Source organism: Lactobacillus agrestimuris (assembly GCF_943193025.1).
GTDB lineage: Bacteria > Bacillota > Bacilli > Lactobacillales > Lactobacillaceae > Lactobacillus > Lactobacillus agrestimuris.
The window spans coordinates 1-18662 of the sequence record NZ_CALPCQ010000011.1 but is presented as its reverse complement, the minus strand read 5'-3'; the positions used below and the strand labels follow the sequence as shown (position 1 = coordinate 18662).

At 34.8% G+C, this 18662-nt stretch carries 17 protein-coding genes and 1 pseudogene; 1 reads left to right on the top strand and 17 read right to left on the bottom strand.

Going from position 1 to position 18662, the window contains the following annotated elements; translation table 11 throughout:
* Positions 1 to 37 precede the first annotated feature (37 nt).
* The 10 genes from trxB to NFR82_RS04660 form a co-directional block, all read right to left on the bottom strand.
* On the bottom strand, positions 38 to 976 hold the full coding sequence (trxB, locus tag NFR82_RS04705) for a thioredoxin-disulfide reductase (protein ID WP_251717136.1): 939 nt from the start codon (positions 974 to 976) through the stop codon (positions 38 to 40).
* A 116-nt stretch (positions 977 to 1092) separates the two neighbouring features.
* Positions 1093 to 2112 (bottom strand): NAD(P)H-dependent glycerol-3-phosphate dehydrogenase, encoded by a 1020-nt coding sequence (locus NFR82_RS04700; RefSeq protein ID WP_251717135.1) that lies wholly within the window; start codon positions 2110 to 2112, stop codon positions 1093 to 1095.
* A 29-nt stretch (positions 2113 to 2141) separates the two neighbouring features.
* A complete protein-coding gene (lgt, locus tag NFR82_RS04695; protein ID WP_251717134.1) occupies positions 2142 to 2981 on the bottom strand; it encodes a prolipoprotein diacylglyceryl transferase in 840 nt (279 codons plus the stop codon).
* The gene (hprK, locus tag NFR82_RS04690; protein WP_251717133.1) at positions 2981 to 3940 is read right to left on the bottom strand and encodes an HPr(Ser) kinase/phosphatase; all 960 of its coding nucleotides are present in this window, start codon (positions 3938 to 3940) and stop codon (positions 2981 to 2983) included. Before hprK ends, lgt begins: the two co-directional genes overlap by 1 nt.
* 11 nt (positions 3941 to 3951) lie before the next feature.
* The gene (locus NFR82_RS04685; RefSeq protein WP_251717132.1) at positions 3952 to 4227 is read right to left on the bottom strand and encodes a hypothetical protein; all 276 of its coding nucleotides are present in this window, start codon (positions 4225 to 4227) and stop codon (positions 3952 to 3954) included.
* 8 nt (positions 4228 to 4235) lie between these two features.
* Positions 4236 to 5352, bottom strand: a protein-coding gene (gene prfB, locus NFR82_RS04680; RefSeq protein ID WP_251717131.1) for a peptide chain release factor 2 whose coding sequence is annotated in 2 segments (ribosomal slippage) — positions 4236 to 5279 and positions 5281 to 5352 — 1116 coding nt in all. Because the reading frame shifts where the segments join, the coding sequence is not laid out codon by codon here.
* Between the two features lie 67 nt (positions 5353 to 5419).
* The gene (gene secA / locus NFR82_RS04675) at positions 5420 to 7819 is read right to left on the bottom strand and encodes a preprotein translocase subunit SecA (RefSeq protein ID WP_251717130.1); all 2400 of its coding nucleotides are present in this window, start codon (positions 7817 to 7819) and stop codon (positions 5420 to 5422) included.
* A 141-nt stretch (positions 7820 to 7960) separates the two neighbouring features.
* On the bottom strand, positions 7961 to 8503 hold the full coding sequence (gene hpf, locus NFR82_RS04670; protein WP_251717129.1) for a ribosome hibernation-promoting factor, HPF/YfiA family: 543 nt from the start codon (positions 8501 to 8503) through the stop codon (positions 7961 to 7963).
* A gap of 79 nt (positions 8504 to 8582) precedes the next feature.
* Positions 8583 to 9278: a ComF family protein gene (locus NFR82_RS04665; RefSeq protein WP_251717128.1), complete on the bottom strand. Its 696-nt coding sequence runs from the start codon at positions 9276 to 9278 to the stop codon at positions 8583 to 8585.
* Between the two features lies 1 nt (position 9279).
* A complete protein-coding gene (locus NFR82_RS04660; protein WP_251717127.1) occupies positions 9280 to 10557 on the bottom strand; it encodes a helicase-related protein in 1278 nt (425 codons plus the stop codon).
* A gap of 45 nt (positions 10558 to 10602) precedes the next feature.
* On the opposite strand from NFR82_RS04660, the gene NFR82_RS04655 reads away from it, so the two are divergent.
* Entirely contained in the window at positions 10603 to 11265 is a 663-nt protein-coding gene (locus tag NFR82_RS04655; RefSeq protein ID WP_251717126.1) for a YigZ family protein, read from the top strand.
* Between the two features lie 43 nt (positions 11266 to 11308).
* Here NFR82_RS04655 and NFR82_RS04650 read toward each other — a convergent pair whose 3' ends face one another.
* From NFR82_RS04650 to NFR82_RS04620, 7 genes and pseudogenes are all read right to left on the bottom strand, one after another.
* On the bottom strand, positions 11309 to 12457 hold the full coding sequence (locus tag NFR82_RS04650) for a glycosyltransferase family 4 protein (protein ID WP_251717125.1): 1149 nt from the start codon (positions 12455 to 12457) through the stop codon (positions 11309 to 11311).
* A gap of 104 nt (positions 12458 to 12561) precedes the next feature.
* On the bottom strand, positions 12562 to 14193 hold the full coding sequence (gene rny / locus NFR82_RS04645; protein ID WP_251717124.1) for a ribonuclease Y: 1632 nt from the start codon (positions 14191 to 14193) through the stop codon (positions 12562 to 12564).
* Between the two features lie 124 nt (positions 14194 to 14317).
* Positions 14318 to 15397, bottom strand: a complete 1080-nt coding sequence (gene recA / locus NFR82_RS04640; protein WP_251717123.1) for a recombinase RecA — start codon at positions 15395 to 15397, stop codon at positions 14318 to 14320.
* A gap of 186 nt (positions 15398 to 15583) precedes the next feature.
* On the bottom strand, positions 15584 to 16162 hold the full coding sequence (gene pgsA, locus NFR82_RS04635; protein ID WP_251717122.1) for a CDP-diacylglycerol--glycerol-3-phosphate 3-phosphatidyltransferase: 579 nt from the start codon (positions 16160 to 16162) through the stop codon (positions 15584 to 15586).
* A 37-nt stretch (positions 16163 to 16199) separates the two neighbouring features.
* Complete coding sequence (locus NFR82_RS04630) at positions 16200 to 17237, bottom strand: helix-turn-helix domain-containing protein (protein ID WP_251717121.1); 1038 nt, start codon at positions 17235 to 17237, stop codon at positions 16200 to 16202.
* Between the two features lie 74 nt (positions 17238 to 17311).
* Positions 17312 to 18040 carry an elongation factor P 5-aminopentanone reductase gene (gene ymfI, locus NFR82_RS04625; protein ID WP_251717120.1) on the bottom strand — a complete coding sequence of 243 codons (729 nt, stop codon included), beginning with the start codon at positions 18038 to 18040 and terminating at the stop codon, positions 17312 to 17314.
* A 4-nt stretch (positions 18041 to 18044) separates the two neighbouring features.
* Positions 18045 to 18662: pseudogene (locus tag NFR82_RS04620) on the bottom strand (M16 family metallopeptidase); the annotation flags it as partial.

Sequence of the window (18662 nt, the reverse complement as noted above, 5' to 3'; positions counted from 1 at the left end):
CTCCCATTATATATAAAATATTTTAACTGTTAATTTTTTATTTATCGTTTAAGTCTTGAATATAATTATAGGCTTCTTGACCTGCAATACTACCATCACCGACAGCATTAGCAATTTGACGCAAGTTCTTTTGACGAACATCACCTAATGCAAAAATTCCAGGAACCTTAGTATGCATGTTTTCATCAGTAGGAATCCAACCCTTTTCATCTAAAATTCCAAGATTCTTAAAAGCCGCAGTTTGTGGTACTACACCTACATAAATAAATACTCCAGCAGCCTTAACTTCCTTCTTTTCACCGGTATCTTTATCAATGTATTCAACACCAGTTACTTTTTGACCATCGCCGACAATTGCAGTTGTATTTGCATCCCAGACAAAACTCATCTTTGGGTTAGCAAATGCGCGCTTTTGTAATGAAGGTTGTGCACGTAACTTATCACGACGGTGAATATCAGTAACTGATTTAGCCATTTGAGAAAGGTAGTTACCTTCTTCAATTGCTGAATCACCACCACCAATAACAGCTACATCTTCGTCTTTAAAGAATGCTGCATCGCAGACTGCGCAGTAAGAGACTCCTCTTCCTGAGTATTCTTCTTCCCCAGGAACACCAAGTTTTCTATGATCTGCACCAGTAGCAATAATTACAACTGGTGCTTTATATTCAGCTGTATCGGTTTTAACAACTTTCATATTGCCATCTAACTCAACAGATTGAACATCACCATAAGCAAATTCAGCATCAAATTTTGTAGCTGTTTCATGCATTTTATCTGCTAAGTCAGGACCTTTAATTTCAAGAAAGCCAGGATAGTTATCAATTGCATCGGTATTATTCATTTGACCACCATATGGGCCACGATCTAAAACTAATGTATTTAAGTTAGCTCTTGATGCATAAACTGCGGCGGTCATACCGCCTGGTCCAGCACCAATGATGATTACATCATATTCTTTAGTTTCTTTACTCATTTTCGCACCTCTCTTACTTTTAATAAGCATATTCTACATGATAAAAATTGAAAAGACAACACTTATGCTCAATAAAAAAAGTTTAAGCATTCTTGCTTAAACTCAATCATTATATTTTATAAACTAATTTCAGGTTTTGGTTCTCTGCCCATCATTTTCTTGATTTCATCATCAACATTGCCATTTTCATAAAGCACACTATAAATTGCTTCACTAATTGGCATATCAATATTCTTTTCTTCAGCTAATTCATGAACAGCCTTAACAGTAGTTGCACCTTCAACAACTTGACCCATGTTTTCCAAAACATAATCTAGATCTTTACCTTCACCGATTTGCTTACCGGCACGCCAGTTACGTGAATTAGGTGAAGTACAAGTTACGATTAAATCACCAATACCTGATAAACCACTAAAGGTAAGTGGCTTAGCTCCAAAGTAATTTACACCTAAGCGAGTGATTTCAGCGAGACCTCTTGTCATCAAAGCAGCTTTGGCATCATCACCATATTTCTTACCTACTAAGATTCCTGCAGCAATCGCAATAACATTCTTAACAGCACCACCTACTTCAACACCAGCCAAATCATCATTAGTGTAGAAGCGAACATAATCATTTGAGAACACCTTTTGAATAAACTTGGCATTATCTTCATTAGTTGATGCACAAGCAATAGCAGTTAAATCTTTTTGAGCAACGTTTTCAGCGTGACTTGGTCCAGAAATAGCAACAATCTTATCACCATCTTCAGGATAAATTTCTTCAGTTAAAATATCCGAAATAAGCTTCTTAGTACCTGGTTCAATACCTTTAGTAGCTGTTACAATAAGTGGCTTATTTCCAGTTTTATCAAGGACTTTGCGTACATTCTTAGCAACAATGCGAACTGCCTTTGTTGGCAATACAAATAAAACAATTTCTGCACCATCTAAAGCTACTTCTAAATCGCTAGTTGCTTTTGTGCTTGGATTCAATTTCCAGTCCTTCATGTAATGACTGTTGGTGTGATGGGTATTAATTTCTTCATTCACACTATCGATATTTCCAAAGAAAGTAACATCATTACCATTATCTGCGAGCATGGAACCTAAAACAGAACCCCATGAACCATTACCTAAAACTGCAATTTTTGTCATTTTTTCACTCAATCTTTCTAATTGAAATTTTAATCTCTTGTATATGGATATTTTAAACCACTACCATCAAGATACCACTTAGGTTTAATTTTAACACGACGATAAATAAATAGGGCCAAAGTTATAATAAACAATATCACACTTAATGCTTGTGATACTCTTATTGTACCAAAAATATACAAACTATCAGTTCTTAATCCTTCAACAAAGAATCTCACAGCTGAGTACCACATCAAATACAACATGAATATTTCACCTTGTTTAAAGAGATGCTTACGATGTCTTAAACTTAAAATAATTATCAATCCAATTAAATTTAAAACAGATTCATATAAAAATGTTGGTTGATAATAGACTCCATTAATTTTCATTTGTTGAATAATAAATTCTGGCAAATGTAATTCTTGAAGAAAATGTAATGTAGTCGGTCCACCATGTGCCTCTTGATTAACAAAGTTGCCCCAACGACCTATTATTTGAGCTGCCATAACTCCTGGTGTAATGATATCAAGCATCAAAAACGGTGGTAAAAACCTTTTGTAGCAAAAAACAAGTAAAACAATTGCTCCGGCAATTAAACCACCATAAATGGCTATTCCACCATTCCAAATTGCAATAATTTCATTTGGATGTTGTGAATAGTAACTCCATTCAAAGATAACATAATAAATTCTAGCACCAATATAGCCAATTGGTACTGCCCAAAGTAGAAGATCAACAAAATCATCAGGAATAATTTGCCGCTTTTTTCCCTCAGAAATAGCCATCCACGCAGCTACAACTATAGCGGCCGCCATGATGATCCCATACCACTTAACATTAAACGGTCCTAATACAAATGCCGTAGGATTAATAGCTAAATTGATCATTATTTATTTTCCTTACTTGTATCTTTTTGGGAGTTATCAGAAATTAAACTTGCCAAATTATCATCAAATGTTTGTGTCGCATCAAAGCCCATCTTCTTAGCTCTAAAGTTCATTGCTGCAACTTCAATGATGATTTCAATATTTCTACCAACCTTTACAGGAATCGTAACTTGAGGTATTTCTACATTACAAATTTCACGAGTATCTTCATTGAAACCTAAACGATCATAATTTGCATTAGGATCCCAATTAGCCAAATTAATTACTAATTGAATTTGGGTACGATCCTTAATTGCTCCAACTCCAAATAAATTCATGACATCAATAATTCCAATTCCACGAATTTCCATTAAATGTCTTAAAATCTTAGGAGATTCTCCCATAACCGTTTCATGATCTTTTTGATAAACATCAACACGATCATCAGCAATCAAACGATGTCCACGTTGAACAAGACCTAGGGCTGTTTCTGATTTACCAACACCAGAAGCTCCTGTCAAAAGAACACCCATACCTTTTATCTCAACTAAAACGCCATGAATACTGGTTCTTTTAGCCAATCTTTGACGTAAATAATCAGTTAAAATACTTGATAAATAAGTAGTTGATTCACTTGATCTCAAGATTGGAATTTTGGCCTTTTCAGCTGCTTCTTTTAATTCTTCTGGCACAGGTAAAGACCTAGAAATTAAAAAGCATGGTGTTTCGTCCGTACACATTTTTGTAAATACTCGCTTGCGAATATCATGATCGAGATGTGCCGCGTAAGAAATTTCTGTTCTTCCTAAAAGTTGAATTCTTTGCTTAGGATAGAAATCAAAATAGCCTGTTAATTCAAGTCCTGGACGATAAACATCAGACACTTTTATATCTTTATTAGTTAGAAATTGTTGACCGTCATAAACCTCAATAACACTTATATCACGAATTAATTTTGTTAATTTAACCGATTCTACCATCTTTATTTCCCCTATTTTTTATCGTCAACATCCTTAACCTTTACATTACGAGCCCGTTTTCTTGAATTTGATTTTGGACCTGAATTACTAAAATCTTCAAAGTTAATTCTACTACTTAAAATATTATCTTTGGTTTTATTTTTTGAAAATTTGCCAATTAACCAAATAATTAAAGCAGCTATTAAGGCTACTGGAATTAAATAAATAAAAATATGAAAAAATACAAACAGCAAACTCAACAAAATCGCTGCTATTAAAACTAAAATTAAGATACTTGCAAAAGTCATTTTTTCACCTATTCTGGATTTTCTTGGCTAAGAAGCCATTGGAGGTATGAATAGATAAATGGTTGTAAATCTCCATCCATTACCCCTTTAGTATCAGCCGTTTCATATCCTGTTCGTAAATCTTTGACCAAATTATAGGGATGGAAAACATAAGATCTAATTTGTGAACCCCATCCGATTTCCTTTTGCTCACCTTTTAGCGCCATTTTTTCTTTACGCTTTTTTTCTTCTTCCAGATGGAATAATTTTGCACGAAGTTCGTTCATCGCAGTTTCACGGTTTTGAATTTGTGAACGTTGTGCCTGAGAAGTAGTTACTATTCCAGTTGGTAAGTGAGTAATTCTAACCGCACTTGAAGTCTTATTAATATGCTGACCACCGGCCCCGCTAGAACGGTAGACATCAACTCTAAGATCTTTAGGATCAATGTCAACTTGAATACTTTCATCTACTTCGGGAATTACTTCCACTGAAGCAAAAGAAGTATGACGACGTTTAGCAGAATCAAATGGTGAAATTCGAACTAATCTGTGGACTCCATGTTCAGATTTAAGCATTCCGTAAGCATTCTTGCCGACAACTCTAATACTTACACTCTTGACACCAGCTTCTTCTCCAGCCTCGTAATCGTTTATTTCAAACTTAAACCCGGCTTGATCTGAATATCTTTGATACATTCTTAGGAGCATATCTGCCCAGTCCATGGCCTCTGTACCACCTGCACCCGGATGTATTTCCATAAGTGCATTATGATCATCATATTTACCAGAAAGAAGTAGATCTAGCTCATAATTATGAAATTTACTTTGCAAACCTGATAAGTTTTGAACAACTTCTTTTTCTAAATCTTCATCAGGCATTTCTCGCAAAAGTTCTAATGCTGCTGTCTCGTCTTCATATCCGGCTTGCAGACTTAAAAATGAATCTCTTTTTTCTTTTAAGCGATTTGTTTCACTAATAAGTGCTTGGGCTTTTTCTTGATCATTCCAAAAGTCTGGTTCAGCCATTTTCTGTTCATTTATACTGATGCTTTCGTCGATAGCATCTAAGTCAAAGAGACCCCCTAAAGTGGTCTAACCGCTTTTTTAATTCATCTAATGAGCTTTGAATTTCACTTATTTCCATTTAAATTCACCTTATTTTTAGCAAAAAAGGGAAAGCTTGTCACTTTCCCTCTTTTTTATTTATCTTATTAACGACTTAAGTTTTGTCTGATTTGAGCTTTCATGAATAAACGAGTTACGTCAAACTCAATGTTAGATACCATTTCTTCAAACATTCTATAACCTGAATCTTGATATTCAACAAGTGGATTCAACTGACCATATCCACGAAGTCCGATAGATTGACGAAGTTGGTCCATCGCATCAATGTGATCAGTCCAACGATCATCTACGACACGTAAAATAACAACCTTTTCGAATTCAAGCATTTGTGAAGGATCACCCAATGCCTTTTCCTTTTCTTCGAAGTTCTTTTCTACGATATCGTAAAGTTTCTTCTTCAAATCATCAACACTAATTGTCTTAAAGTCGATTTGCTTTGCAAAATCTTCTGAAGTTAAACTTGATGCAATAAAGTCACGTAAAGAATCTAAACGCCAATCTGAACGATCGCCTTGTGTAAACATTGATACTTGACTATCAATAGTTCGATGAATCATTGGAATTAAAACATCCTTCAACGAATCTTCAGCTTCAATGACTTGCATTCTTTCGCCATAGATAATTTCACGTTGAATTCTCATAACATCATCGTATTGCAAAGTTTGCTTACGAGTATCGTAGTTGTTACCTTCAACACGCTTTTGAGCAGCTTCAACTTGACGAGTGATCAAACGACTTTCAATAACCTTATCGTCATCATTATTTGATAAACGATCGAGGAAGTTCTTAACTCTATCCCCCCCGAACCGCTTCATCAAATCATCTTCAAGTGATAAGTAGAATCTAGTATAACCTGGATCACCCTGACGTCCTGAACGTCCACGAAGCTGATTATCAATACGACGTGATTCGTGTCTCTCAGTACCAATAACTGCTAAACCACCTAGCTTATCTACACCAGGCCCTAATTTAATATCAGTACCACGACCAGCCATGTTAGTGGCGATTGTAACAGCACCACGTTGACCAGCATTCATAACAATTTGAGCTTCCTTGGCATGGTTCTTAGCGTTCAAAACTGCGTGAGGAATACCTGCTTCGTCAAGCAGATGACTCAAACGCTCTGAGCTTTCAATAGCAACAGTACCAACCAAAACAGGTTGTCCCTTTGCATGTCTTTCTTTAATTTCTTCTACAACAGCATCAAATTTTGAATCCAAAGTTGGATACAAAATATCAGGCATATCCTTTCTTTGCTTTGGACGGTTAGTAGGAATAGTAATTACCTGCATATTGTAGATTTCACGGAATTCTTCTTCTTCCGTCTTACCAGTACCGGTCATTCCTGAAAGCTTATTGTACATTCTGAAGAAGTTCTGGTAAGTAATAGTAGCTTGTGTTCTTGATTCTTCTTGAATCTTAACACCTTCTTTGGCTTCAATCGCTTGGTGAAGACCATCTGAATAACGACGACCTTCCATTACACGACCAGTAAAGGAGTCAACAATCATTACTTCGCCATCTTGCACAACGTAATCAATATCCTTAAGCATGATGTAGTTAGCGCGTAAAGCTTGATCAATGTGGTGAACTAGCTTTTGGTTTTCTACATCATACAAGTTCTTAAGACCAAAGTGCTTACATGCCTTATCAATACCAGTTCTAGTTAGAGAAATGGTCTTTGTTTGCCAATCAATCTTGTAATCACCGTAGTCCTTGTCATCGTCAGCATCGTCATCACTCTTATCTTCTGATAAAGTTTTAACGAAACGGTCGGCACGAATATAATCACTATTAGCTTGTTCAGCTTGACCAGAAATAATCAATGGAGTTCTAGCTTCATCAATTAAAATTGAGTCAACCTCATCGATAATTGCATAATTAAGTGGTCGTTGTACCATTTGTTCTTTATAAACCACCATGTTATCACGCAAGTAATCGAACCCTAATTCTGAGTTGGTTGAGTACGTAACATCACAATTATATGCTTCACGCTTTTCGTCTGGTGACATTGAATTGATATTCAAGCCAACAGTAAGACCAAGCCAACGATACAATTGACCCATTTCTTCTTCATCACGACTTGATAGGTATTCGTTAACAGTAACAACGTGTACACCCTTACCTTCAAGAGCATTCAAATATACCGGCATGGTTGCTGTCAAAGTCTTACCTTCACCAGTCATCATTTCTGAAATATTACCAAAGTGAAGTGAAATACCACCGAGAATCTGTACGTGGAATGGATAAAGACCTAAAACACGTTTTGCTCCTTCTCTTGAAACAGCAAATGCTTCAGGTAAAATATCATCTAATGTTTCACCATTTTTCAAACGTTTGCGAAATTCTGGTGTCTTTGCTTTTAATTCATCATCTGAAAGTTTGCTCATTTCATCGGCATAGCCTTCAACTTTTTTTGCAAGCTTTTCAAATTTTTTAAGTTCTCGTTTATCTTCGTTATAAAGTTTCTTTAAAATATTTGCCATTAAATCGGTCCCTTATATGTCGAAAGTCTAAAAATACAGACTAATTTTACCATGTTTGGAGAAAAAATAAAAATTTCATTTTAAAAGTCTCGTGCTATACTGCGCGAGACTTTTAAATTATCATCAGTTTGTAAGTTGAATTTATTCAGTAACTTCAATCAAACCATATCTACCATCATTTCTGCGGTAAACGATGCTAGTTCCATTAGTTTCAGCATCTTGGAAAATGAAGAAATCATGTTCAAGCATATCCATTTGTAAGATTGCTTCTTCAGGATCCATTGGCTTTAAGTTCAAACGCTTGTTACGAACAATATCAAATTCACTAGGCTTAGTTTCTTCACTCTCTTCTTCTACAAAGAAATCACTAATACCCTTTTCACGACTCTTTCTATTTACACGAGTCTTGTACTTTCTGATTTGTCTTTCAAGTTTTTCAGAAACAAAATCAATACTACGATACATGTCATCAGTAGTTTCTTCAGCTCTTAATACTAAGTAAGGTAAAGGAATAGTAACCTCAACTTTAGCTGAGCGATCACGATAAACCTTTAAGTTTACGTGAGCAATTACATCTTGATTTAAATCAAAATACTTTTCTAATTTTTCTAAGCGCTTTTCAACGTAGCTTCTTAAAGCATCAGTTACTTCAATATTTTCTCCACGAACATTGTACTTTAACATATAAGGTCTCCTTTCACCGCTACGCGGTTTTCTTTATATTTATATTATAGCAGAAAATGAAAGCGTTTCATATATTTTTTTACCTGCAAATTGAAAAGCTTTCAATCTTTGCCTTAGGAAAAACTGATCTAAGTGCATCCCGAGCATGGTAGAGTGTTCTACCAGTTGTATAAATATCATCTAGCAAAAGAAAACTGCCCTCATCCTTATATTGGAACTTTTCATTATCTTTTTCAACCAAAAAGCTCTGCGGGGTTGCCAATCTTTCAATTCGATTCTTTTCACCTTGAGATTCGCTAATATCCATTTTTTCAAGAGCATAACTTAAAGGCACAATGTTTTGATAAATTGAACTAATCGTATCAAACTGTCTTCTTTCTTGATGGTCTTTTGACGTTGGAATTGGAACGTAATAATCAAAATTTAAACCACTTAACTCTTCCATACACAATTGCTCTAGGACTCTATATAACACATAGTCCCCATATCGTTTATAATTCACCATTAAATCATGAAAAAAATCATTATATTTATATATTGAATGATTAATTAGAATATCTTTCTGATAAATTTTTTGCCAAGCTTTACAATCATCACAAATATCTGCCTTAGGTAATTTTTTTGAGCAAAACTTGCATCTTATTTCTCCAAGATCTTCAAATTTTTTCATACAATGTGCACAAATTGATTTTTCACTTTTTTTAATTAAAGACAAAATCTTAAGATATGAAATTCTAGGAATAAATGACTGCCCACAAATTAAACAGTTAATCATTTCACTTATTCATCTCCCTTATTTGCTTCATTGCCAGTCGTAAATTTTTCGTATACTTGTGATAGCAATACATAATCATTCCTGTTGGATCACTTTTTGCTCTTCCTACTCTTCCGGCGATTTGAACTAAACTATGTGAAGTATAAATTTGATCATCGGCCGCAACTACAATTACCCACACATGCTTAAAAGTAACTCCACGTTCCAGGATTGTAGTTGTAACTAGTAGTTGCGTTTTCCCTACTCGAAAATCTTGTACTTTCTCTAATCGGTGTAAATCAGAAGCATGAACTCCTGCAATTGAAACTTGCTTTAGCTCTGGTATCTTTTTTAGAAACCTTAAATAGTCTGAAATTTCATCAACCCGCGGAACGAACAGTAAGAGTGGGTGTCCTGCCTTTATTACATTGATTATTTCTTTTACTAATACTTTATTTAATCCTTTACTCGTAATAAAAGGCCTCAAAAATAATTTTTCTTTTGGTACTGGCAATAAGTGCCCATGAAATCGGCGATTTAACTTTAATAATTCAAGTTGTCCTTTCTTTACTTCTTCGAGTAGATCAGTGGTTGGAGTAGCCGTTAAATATTTTCTTACCCCATTAGGCTTAACTGCATTTTCTGCCGCATAATGCAGCTGCTTATTTCCAACATATGGAAAAGAGTCAACTTCATCAATAACTAATAAATCAAACGCATGAAAATATTTCATTAATTGATGGGTCGTGCAGATAATTAATTGCTCATTTTTGGGTTCATGATATTCACGACCATGATATTTTCCAATTTCAATTGCAAAAGCTTTAGTAAATCTTGGATATAATTCATTAACTACATCAATTCTAGGCGTGGCAATACAAGCTCTTTCACCCCGTGCCAAACATTCTGCAATTAACTTAAATAGCATTTCCGTTTTTCCAGCTCCTGTTACTGCATGAACTAGGCTAGATTTTTTTGCACGGTAATTTTCAATTAGTGTATCTGAAATTTTTTGTTGAAGAGGTGTTAACTGCCCATCCCAAACCAAAGCTCCTTGCTTTAATTGCGGAAAATTATATTCAGTATCATATCTGACTAAATAATCACCTTCTACAATTCGACCAATTCCAATACAACTGCGACAATAAATTTTTCCACTTGGCAATTTTGCATGAACATCACTGCCACAACGATTACACTTTCCTTGAGAAATTGCCTCAATTTTATTACATCCCTTAAATGTGCTAGAATCCTTGTGAGCGACTATCCATTGTCGACCAATTAAATTTAAATTGTTCATTATAGGACCTCCCCCTATATATATACGCAAAAAGAGGTGATTTGTTTGTCAAAGAATGAAAACTTTTTAACAATTAAAGAAAATGGAAATCATGAGTTGGTTATAAAAAAGAGTAAATTCATTGCCAGCCTTGCTCGGACAAATACAGTGGAAGAGGCAAATGATTTTATTAAGAAGATCTCTAAAAAATACCATGATGCTACCCACAATACTTATGCCTACACAATAGGTCTTAACGATGATCAAGTAAAAGCAAGTGATAATGGTGAACCATCAGGAACTGCTGGAATTCCAGAACTTAAGGCACTTCAACTAATGAATCTAAAAAATATTACCGTAGTTGTAACTAGATATTTTGGTGGTATCAAACTTGGTGCAGGTGGGCTGATTAGAGCATATTCTAATAGTGTTACTGAAGCCGTAGAACATATTGGTGTAGTAAAACGTGTGCTGCAGCAAGAGCTGAGTTTTACCGTTCCTTACAATCGGTTTGATGAAGTAAACAATTATTTAAAGAAAAATAATATTTTTGTTTCAGAAACAGAATATGGTGTTGACATCACAATTAAAGTATTTTTGGATGAAGATAAGCAAAAGGAATTTACTGATCCATTAACTAATTTATTATCTGGACAAGTTTCATTTACCAAAGGTAAGAAACGCTATAATGAAATTCTACTTGAAAATAATAATTTTCATGAACAATAAAAAGGCTTCATAATGATCAAAGTCATTACAAAGCCTTTTTTATCTATCTTTTTTTCTTCAATTGGTCTGGCTTTTCTTCACCTAAATGCCAAACTTCAACAGTTGGATCATCTTTACTACGTTGATTAATAATCTTTTGAATTAAGTGCATCAGCGGCTTATATTTTTCACCTAAAAGTCCAATTGATTCTACAAATATTTCTAATGCAAACAATAATGCCAATATAAGTGGCCAAATCCCCCATGATGGAGATAAAAGGAATAAGAGTGAAATAAATGAAAAAATCAAAGATAGCGCATAAATAGTCAATACAGTTTGTCTATGAGTTAAACCCATATTCATCAACTGGTGATGCAAGTGATGTTTATCAGCTTGAGAAACTGGTTGCTTATTAAGTCTTCTTCTAATCATGGCATAAACAGTATCAGTTATTGGTACTCCCAAAATAATTATTGGAACAAGCAATGAGATAAAAGTAACATTCTTTAACCCTTTTAAAGATAATACCGCAATCATAAAGCCAATATATAATGCTCCAGTATCACCTAGGAATATCTTTGCCGGATGGAAATTATATGGCAAAAATCCCAATAAACAACATGCAAGCATAAAACACGCAATTGGCACATATAACTGATGAGTATGTAAGAAGAAATATCCAACTACCCCCATAGTTACTAAAGAAATCATTGAAACTCCGTCGGCTAGACCATCAAGTCCATCAATTAGATTAACTGCGTTAGTTAATGCTAAAATCCAAAAGATCGTGATTGGTAAGCTCCACCATCCCAAATTAATTTCATGATTTACAAATGGTAAATTTAAGACATTCATTCTAATTCCGGCCAAGAAATAAATTATTAAGGCCGCAATTAAGATACCAAACATTTTCTGTTTAGGATTAAGTTCAAGGATATCATCAATTAGCCCTGTCAAAACAATTACACTTGAAGCTAGTAACAAGGCAAATAATTCATGAGTAGGAAATTGCTCTCGAAGAAGTACAAATGCTCCAATATTAAATGTAACAAAAATACCCAGCCCCCCAATAGTGGGCATCGGTTTCTTATTAACACGTCTAGCATTTGGATTATCTACCGCTCCCAAAACGAAGGCCAACCTTCTAATAAATGGAGTGATTGCCGCTTGAATAATCACTAAAAAGAATAAATCAACAATAATTTTAAACATATATGACTACTTTCTCTAAATACTTGCTCTAATTATACAAGTACTTTTATTTAACAATCAACCCACATTGACAATAAAAAAAGCGTAGGATGCTCTCCCACGCTTTATTTAGCAACTGCAACGACACGTTTTTCACGAATAACTGTAATTTTGATATTTCCTGGATAATCAAGCTCTTTTTCAACTTGATTACGAATATCACGAGCAAGAATAACAACTCTATCATCTGAAATTTCATCAGGTTCAACCATTACTCTTACTTCACGACCTGCTTGAATTGCATATGCTTGGCTTACGCCAGGATAACTTTTAGCAATCTTTTCAAGATCGGTCAATCGTCTAATATAATTTTCCAAGCTCTCACTTCTTGCGCCAGGTCGAGCAGATGAAATTGTATCTGCTGCAACTACCAATTCAGCAATAAACGAAAGCTTAGGTACGTCACCGTGGTGAGCCGCAATTGCATTAATAACTACTTCTGATTCATGATATTTACGAGTAAGTTCTACACCAATTTCAACGTGTGAACCTTCAATATCATGATCAATCGCCTTACCAATATCGTGTAATAATCCCGCGCGAACTGCTAGTTTTTCATCTAAACCAAGTTCCGCAGCCATTGTTCCAGCTAACTTTCCAACTTCAATGGAGTGTGCCAAAACATTTTGTCCGTATGAAGTACGATATTTAAGTCGTCCAAGCGTCTTAACTAATTCAGGATTCATTCTGTGAATGCCTAAATCCATAAGCGCACTTTCACCGGCTTCATAAATGTCGTCATTTACTTCCTTACGTGCTTTATCAACCATTTCTTCGATTCGAGCTGGATGAATTCTACCATCCTTGATTAATCGTTCCATTGCTCTTTTCGCAATTTCACGTCGAATCGGATCAAAACCGCTCAATGTTACTACATTAGGAGTATCATCGATTATCAAATCAATTCCTGTTAATGCTTCAAATGAACGGATATTTCTACCTTCACGACCGATAATTCGACCCTTCATCTCTTCATTTGGTAAGTTGACTACAGATACTGTTGTTTCAGCAACTGTATCTGCTGCACTACTTTGAATTGCATCAACTAATACTTGATGTGCAAAATGATCAGCTCTAGCCTGAACTTCTTCATTACTATTTCTAATCAATTCGGCACGTTCTTTAACTAATTCTTCTGATAATTGGTCCAAAACAATCTTCTCAGCTTGTTTTCGATCAAGTTCTGATACTTCATATAGTTTTTGACGGCGCTCTTCTACGAGCTCATCTGCCGTATTGAGCTTCTTATCTAAATTAGCTTGCTGCTGTTTCAACTGATTTTCTTTTTGTAAGATTTCAGAATTTCTTTCATCAAGAAGTGAATTCTTATGATCAAGGGTATCTTCTCTTTGTTGAAGACGATTCTGCCAACGAGATACTTCATCTCTTTTAACATTTAAACTATCTTCAGTTTTTTGCCGATAATCATTAATTTCTTCTTGTGCTTCAAGAATTTTTTCTTTTTTAGTATTTTCTGCACTTTGTTTAACTGCTTTTGCAGCTTGTTTTTGTGCTTCTACTTCTGCTTTTGCAGTAGCAACCTGTGCCTTTGCATCAGCAAGAATATGATCAGCATCCAATTGCGCATTTTGAGCTTTCTTTTCCCAAGAATGCTTACGAATACCATATCCAATACCTAATCCCACAAAAAGAGAAACAATAGCACTTACGACGGGAATCAAAATAATATTTTCCATGATTACTATCGCCCTTTTTTAGAATTATTCACACTAGTTAATGATAAAGAACAATAATGCCCGTGTCAATTATAAGAAAAAACCTTGGAACTAAATTCCAAGGTTCAAATCTATTTCTTCGATTTTATTTTTTGTCCTTACTGACCTTTCCGTCTTCAGACTCCTTTTTTTCTTTTACCTTTTCAGGGTCCTCACGTTCAGCAATTGATTCATCATCAATTCCATAAGCTTGACGAACTTGTGATTGAACATCTGCATAAATATCTGGATGTTCTTCCAAATACTTCTTAGCATTCTCTCGGCCTTGTCCAATTCGATCACTCTTATATGAATACCATGAACCAGCTTTATCAATAATATCCTTATCTGCAGCCATATCTAGTAATTCACCACTTTGTGAAATACCTTTTCCATACATGATATCAACTTCAGCGACCTTAAATGGTGGAGCAACTTTGTTCTTTACAACCTTAATCTTTACTCTGTTACCAATCACATCACCGGATTGCTTAATTTGTTCAGCGCGTCTAACTTCCAATCGAACAGTTGAATAAAATTTAAGTGCGCGTCCACCTGGAGTAGTTTCAGGATTACCGAACATAATACCAACTTTTTCACGAATCTGGTTAATAAAAATGGCAATAGTCTTGGTCTTAGAAATTGTTCCTGATAACTTACGTAAAGCTTGACTCATTAAACGAGCTTGCAAACCAACATGAGCATCACCCATTTCACCCTCAATTTCAGCACGAGGTACCAAAGCAGCAACCGAGTCGACAACTACGATATCAATCGCACCACTGGAAATTAAAGTATCTGCAATTTGAAGACCTTCTTCACCAGTATTGGGTTGTGACAAGATTAAAGAATCTATATCTACACCTAAAGCTTCAGCATAAGCGGGATCCATTGCATTTTCAGCATCAATGTACGCTGCAGTACCACCACGTTTTTGAACTTCAGCAACAGCATGTAAAGCAACTGTAGTCTTACCTGAAGATTCTGGACCATAAATTTCAACAATACGACCACGGGGATAACCACCTACACCGATGGCGGCATCTAAAGCAATCGAACCGGTAGGAACTGTAGAAATTTGCGTATCAGCTCTTTCACCCATGCGCATAACAGCACCCTTACCAAAATTCTTTTCAATTTTCTTAAGTGCTGCATCTAAGGCAGCTTGTTTTTCATCTTTGGCCAAAACTTTTACCTCCTAATGAATTTACCTAATAATTATACTTTGTAAACTACTTATAATGCAAGAAAAAACGAACTAGCGTTTCAATTTTTTCTCCTCTATTTATATGTACGCAAAAAAATCGAATTTGTCCGAAAAAAATAAAGAAAAGTTTCAACTTTTCTTTATTTTTAAAATATTCAATTGTTTTTACATAGAACCTTTAAATACACTCCAAGATCCACGGAAGTAGTCATAACCTGAGTAAATTGCAAAAATCAAAGCAATATATAGTAAAACTGTTCCGATATAGTATGGATCTCCTAGCAATAAGAAAATGATTGCTAACATTTGAGCAGTAGTCTTAATCTTACCTGGCATCTTAGCCGCAATAACTTCACCATCATTTTCAACAACGATTAAACGCAAACCAGTAACCGCAAGTTCACGGCAAACAATAATTGCAACAACCCATGCTGGTGCTAAGTTTAAGCTTACTAAGAAAATAAATGCTGTCATGGTCAACATCTTATCAGCTAATGGATCCGCAAATTTACCAAAATTTGTAACTAATCCACGCGCACGAGCAATGTGACCATCGAGCCAGTCTGTAGCTGAAGCAACTGCAAAGACAATCATTGCAATAACTTGCAACCATGAAATAGTAGTTCCATGTGCAATTCCCATTGGAGCTATATATCCACCAGTAGCACCTTTAAAAATTAGTAACAGCATAAATACTGGAATCATAAAGATTCTAAACATTGTTAATTTATTTGGTAAATTCATTCTATGATCTCCTACTTTTTTTGTAAATAATTATCGATTAACGATTATTATTTTCGGTATTAGTTGTACTTGATTGTTGTGTAGACTGTTGTTGACTGCTACTTTGAGCAGATCTTTGTTCTTCACTACGGCCTTGGGTAGAAGATTGTACTCGAGAGCTTTGTGATTGACTTTGACTAACTCTACTGCTTTGAACGTTATTATTTTGACCTGTTGCAGAGCTGCTAGTAGTTTCATTATTAGTACTACTATTGCTACTTTGAGTACGCTTAGCCGCACCAATTAATAAAGTCAATGAACGGTAACTACCATTGCTTGTATATGGAACCTTCTTACCGCCAACAGTTACTGAAGTACCATCATCATTACTCAAAGTAATGACTACACGTTCTGCATCACTAGGAATAGTAACAGTTTGTTTTTGGTTAGCCATCAAAGTTTGTTGCCACTGAGTATTTCCATTAATTGAAATACTTGCAGTGACAGTTTGATCGCCAGACTTAAGAACTAAACGGCGATTATTCTTTAAACCAGTAACACGGAATTCATTATCACTAAGTTCACTGATCTTTACACTGCTCTTCTTTACTGCAGGTTTAGTTTTTTTAGATGAAGTTTGTGAAGAAACAGAAACGTTACTGTTTTCAGCAGTATTATTTTGATTGTTTGAAGAAAGTCTTGCATAAAGAACGTAAACTACAAGAATTACGATGATTACGCCAAGTCCAATGGCGATCTTAGGTAAGTAGTTTTTCCACAAGTTTTTCTTATTATCTGTGGTTTCACGAACTTCTTCACTTTTATTATCAATAGAGTTTTCCACATATTCATCGGGTTTTGATTCAGGTACATCTTGGTGGAACTCACTAAGTAATTCCTTACCATCTAAGCCGACGATTTGAGCATATTGTCTAATAAACGCTCTTACATAAAAATCACCAGGGAGCTTATCAAATTCATCATTTTCAATCGCAACTAAATATCTACTTTGAATCTTAGTTGCCTTTTCAATATCTTCAATTGATAAACCTTTTGCTTCTCTGGCACTACGTAATTTTTCTCCAATATCTGCCATAATTACCTCTTCAAAATTTTAATTAACAGTTTGAGTATACCATGAACTATAGTTGTATTAAAACATGTCTTTTATTATATAAGCCATCCACCATCAACATAAATAGTTTGTCCAGTAAAATATCTACTTTCTGGTTGCAAGATATTCTTAACCCAAAAAGCAATATCTTTACCTGTTGCAAGTCGACCAGTCGGTATTTCAGACTTTAAATCCTGCAAAGTTTCAGCTGAGAAGATTGCATTCATCTTCGTGTCAACCGCACCTGGTGCAATCACATTAACAGTCAAGTTTGTTGACGCAACTTCCCGAGCATATGCTTGACAAAATCTACTTAACCCAGCTTTAGTTGCACTATACACAGCCTCGAGTGGGCTTCCCTGTTCACCATAAACAGAACCTAAATAAATAATTCGACTAAATTCCTGCGTAATTAATTTTTTCTCAAATATTTTTGTTAACTTAATTGGTACTGTTAGATTAATATTTAATATATTTGAAATATCATCTAACTTTTGCTCACCTAAAAAGCCATATTTGGTAATACCCTGAGAAAAAATCACTGCATTAACTGGTAATAAATTAGCAACAAATTTTTCTAGTTCTGAATCATCTATATCAAAATCTAATTTTATTGGTATAAAATCTTGCATTGGATATTTATCCATTAACTCAGAACATATCGCCTGTGCTAACTTATCTTGATGCCTATAGTGCACATATACTGACCAACCCGCTTCAGCTAATTCGTTACAAATTTCTGAGCCGATTCCACCAGTCGCACCGAAAACAATCGCACGTTTCACTTTATTAATCTTCCCTATTTTTAAAATGAGCTGAACATATTTGACTATCAGTCATTAATTCCTTATAGAATTTGCAATAATTTTCAAAACTCATAGTTTGTAAATTACGCAAATTCTCATATGGGTCTTCCTTATCTAGAAGTGCTTCCAATGTATCAACAGAAACCGATGACAAGTTATCCATTTCTCTAATAAAATTCGCAATACATTCTTTTTTCTTCAATTCAAAAAATTTTCTACTGAAACTTAAACTTTTGACAAGCTCAAGTTGTTCTATCTCATTTTTTATTTCTGCAATTACTTCATCGCTATGTTCACTAATTCCAAAAATATTTATGAAATTTCCTTGTCGAGTGTAGTTTACCGAGATTTGTAATGGATTGATTAATAATTTTTTTCTATTCATCCGTTCAAACCAAGGACTTGTTACACTTAATTTTGATTCTAACATTATTTCCAGAATAATTTGAGCCAAATCGGAACTTGCTAATACTTTCTTAAAATTCTTCAAGTAAACTCCGATACCAAATATATTTGAATTATCTGTAGAATCAATCACAACATCCTTCATTTCTCCAATTGGAGCCAAACTATTTTTTGACTTTTTTGCATTCGTTGATAA

What these genes read in the sequence shown, in the direction of transcription:
- pgsA (WP_251717122.1), bottom strand. Translation starts at nt 16,162, where the DNA reads ATGAATTTACCAAATAAATTAACAATGTTTAGAATCTTTATGATTCCA.
- trxB (WP_251717136.1), bottom strand. Translation starts at nt 976, where the DNA reads ATGAGTAAAGAAACTAAAGAATATGATGTAATCATCATTGGTGCTGGA.
- lgt (WP_251717134.1), bottom strand. Translation starts at nt 2,981, where the DNA reads ATGATCAATTTAGCTATTAATCCTACGGCATTTGTATTAGGACCGTTT.
- NFR82_RS04700 (WP_251717135.1), bottom strand. Translation starts at nt 2,112, where the DNA reads ATGACAAAAATTGCAGTTTTAGGTAATGGTTCATGGGGTTCTGTTTTA.
- NFR82_RS04650 (WP_251717125.1), bottom strand. Translation starts at nt 12,457, where the DNA reads ATGTTTAAAATTATTGTTGATTTATTCTTTTTAGTGATTATTCAAGCG.
- hpf (WP_251717129.1), bottom strand. Translation starts at nt 8,503, where the DNA reads ATGTTAAAGTACAATGTTCGTGGAGAAAATATTGAAGTAACTGATGCT.
- NFR82_RS04630 (WP_251717121.1), bottom strand. Translation starts at nt 17,237, where the DNA reads ATGGCAGATATTGGAGAAAAATTACGTAGTGCCAGAGAAGCAAAAGGT.
- NFR82_RS04665 (WP_251717128.1), bottom strand. Translation starts at nt 9,278, where the DNA reads ATGATTAACTGTTTAATTTGTGGGCAGTCATTTATTCCTAGAATTTCA.
- hprK (WP_251717133.1), bottom strand. Translation starts at nt 3,940, where the DNA reads ATGGTAGAATCGGTTAAATTAACAAAATTAATTCGTGATATAAGTGTT.
- NFR82_RS04685 (WP_251717132.1), bottom strand. Translation starts at nt 4,227, where the DNA reads ATGACTTTTGCAAGTATCTTAATTTTAGTTTTAATAGCAGCGATTTTG.
- secA (WP_251717130.1), bottom strand. Translation starts at nt 7,819, where the DNA reads ATGGCAAATATTTTAAAGAAACTTTATAACGAAGATAAACGAGAACTT.
- rny (WP_251717124.1), bottom strand. Translation starts at nt 14,193, where the DNA reads ATGGAAAATATTATTTTGATTCCCGTCGTAAGTGCTATTGTTTCTCTT.
- NFR82_RS04660 (WP_251717127.1), bottom strand. Translation starts at nt 10,557, where the DNA reads ATGAACAATTTAAATTTAATTGGTCGACAATGGATAGTCGCTCACAAG.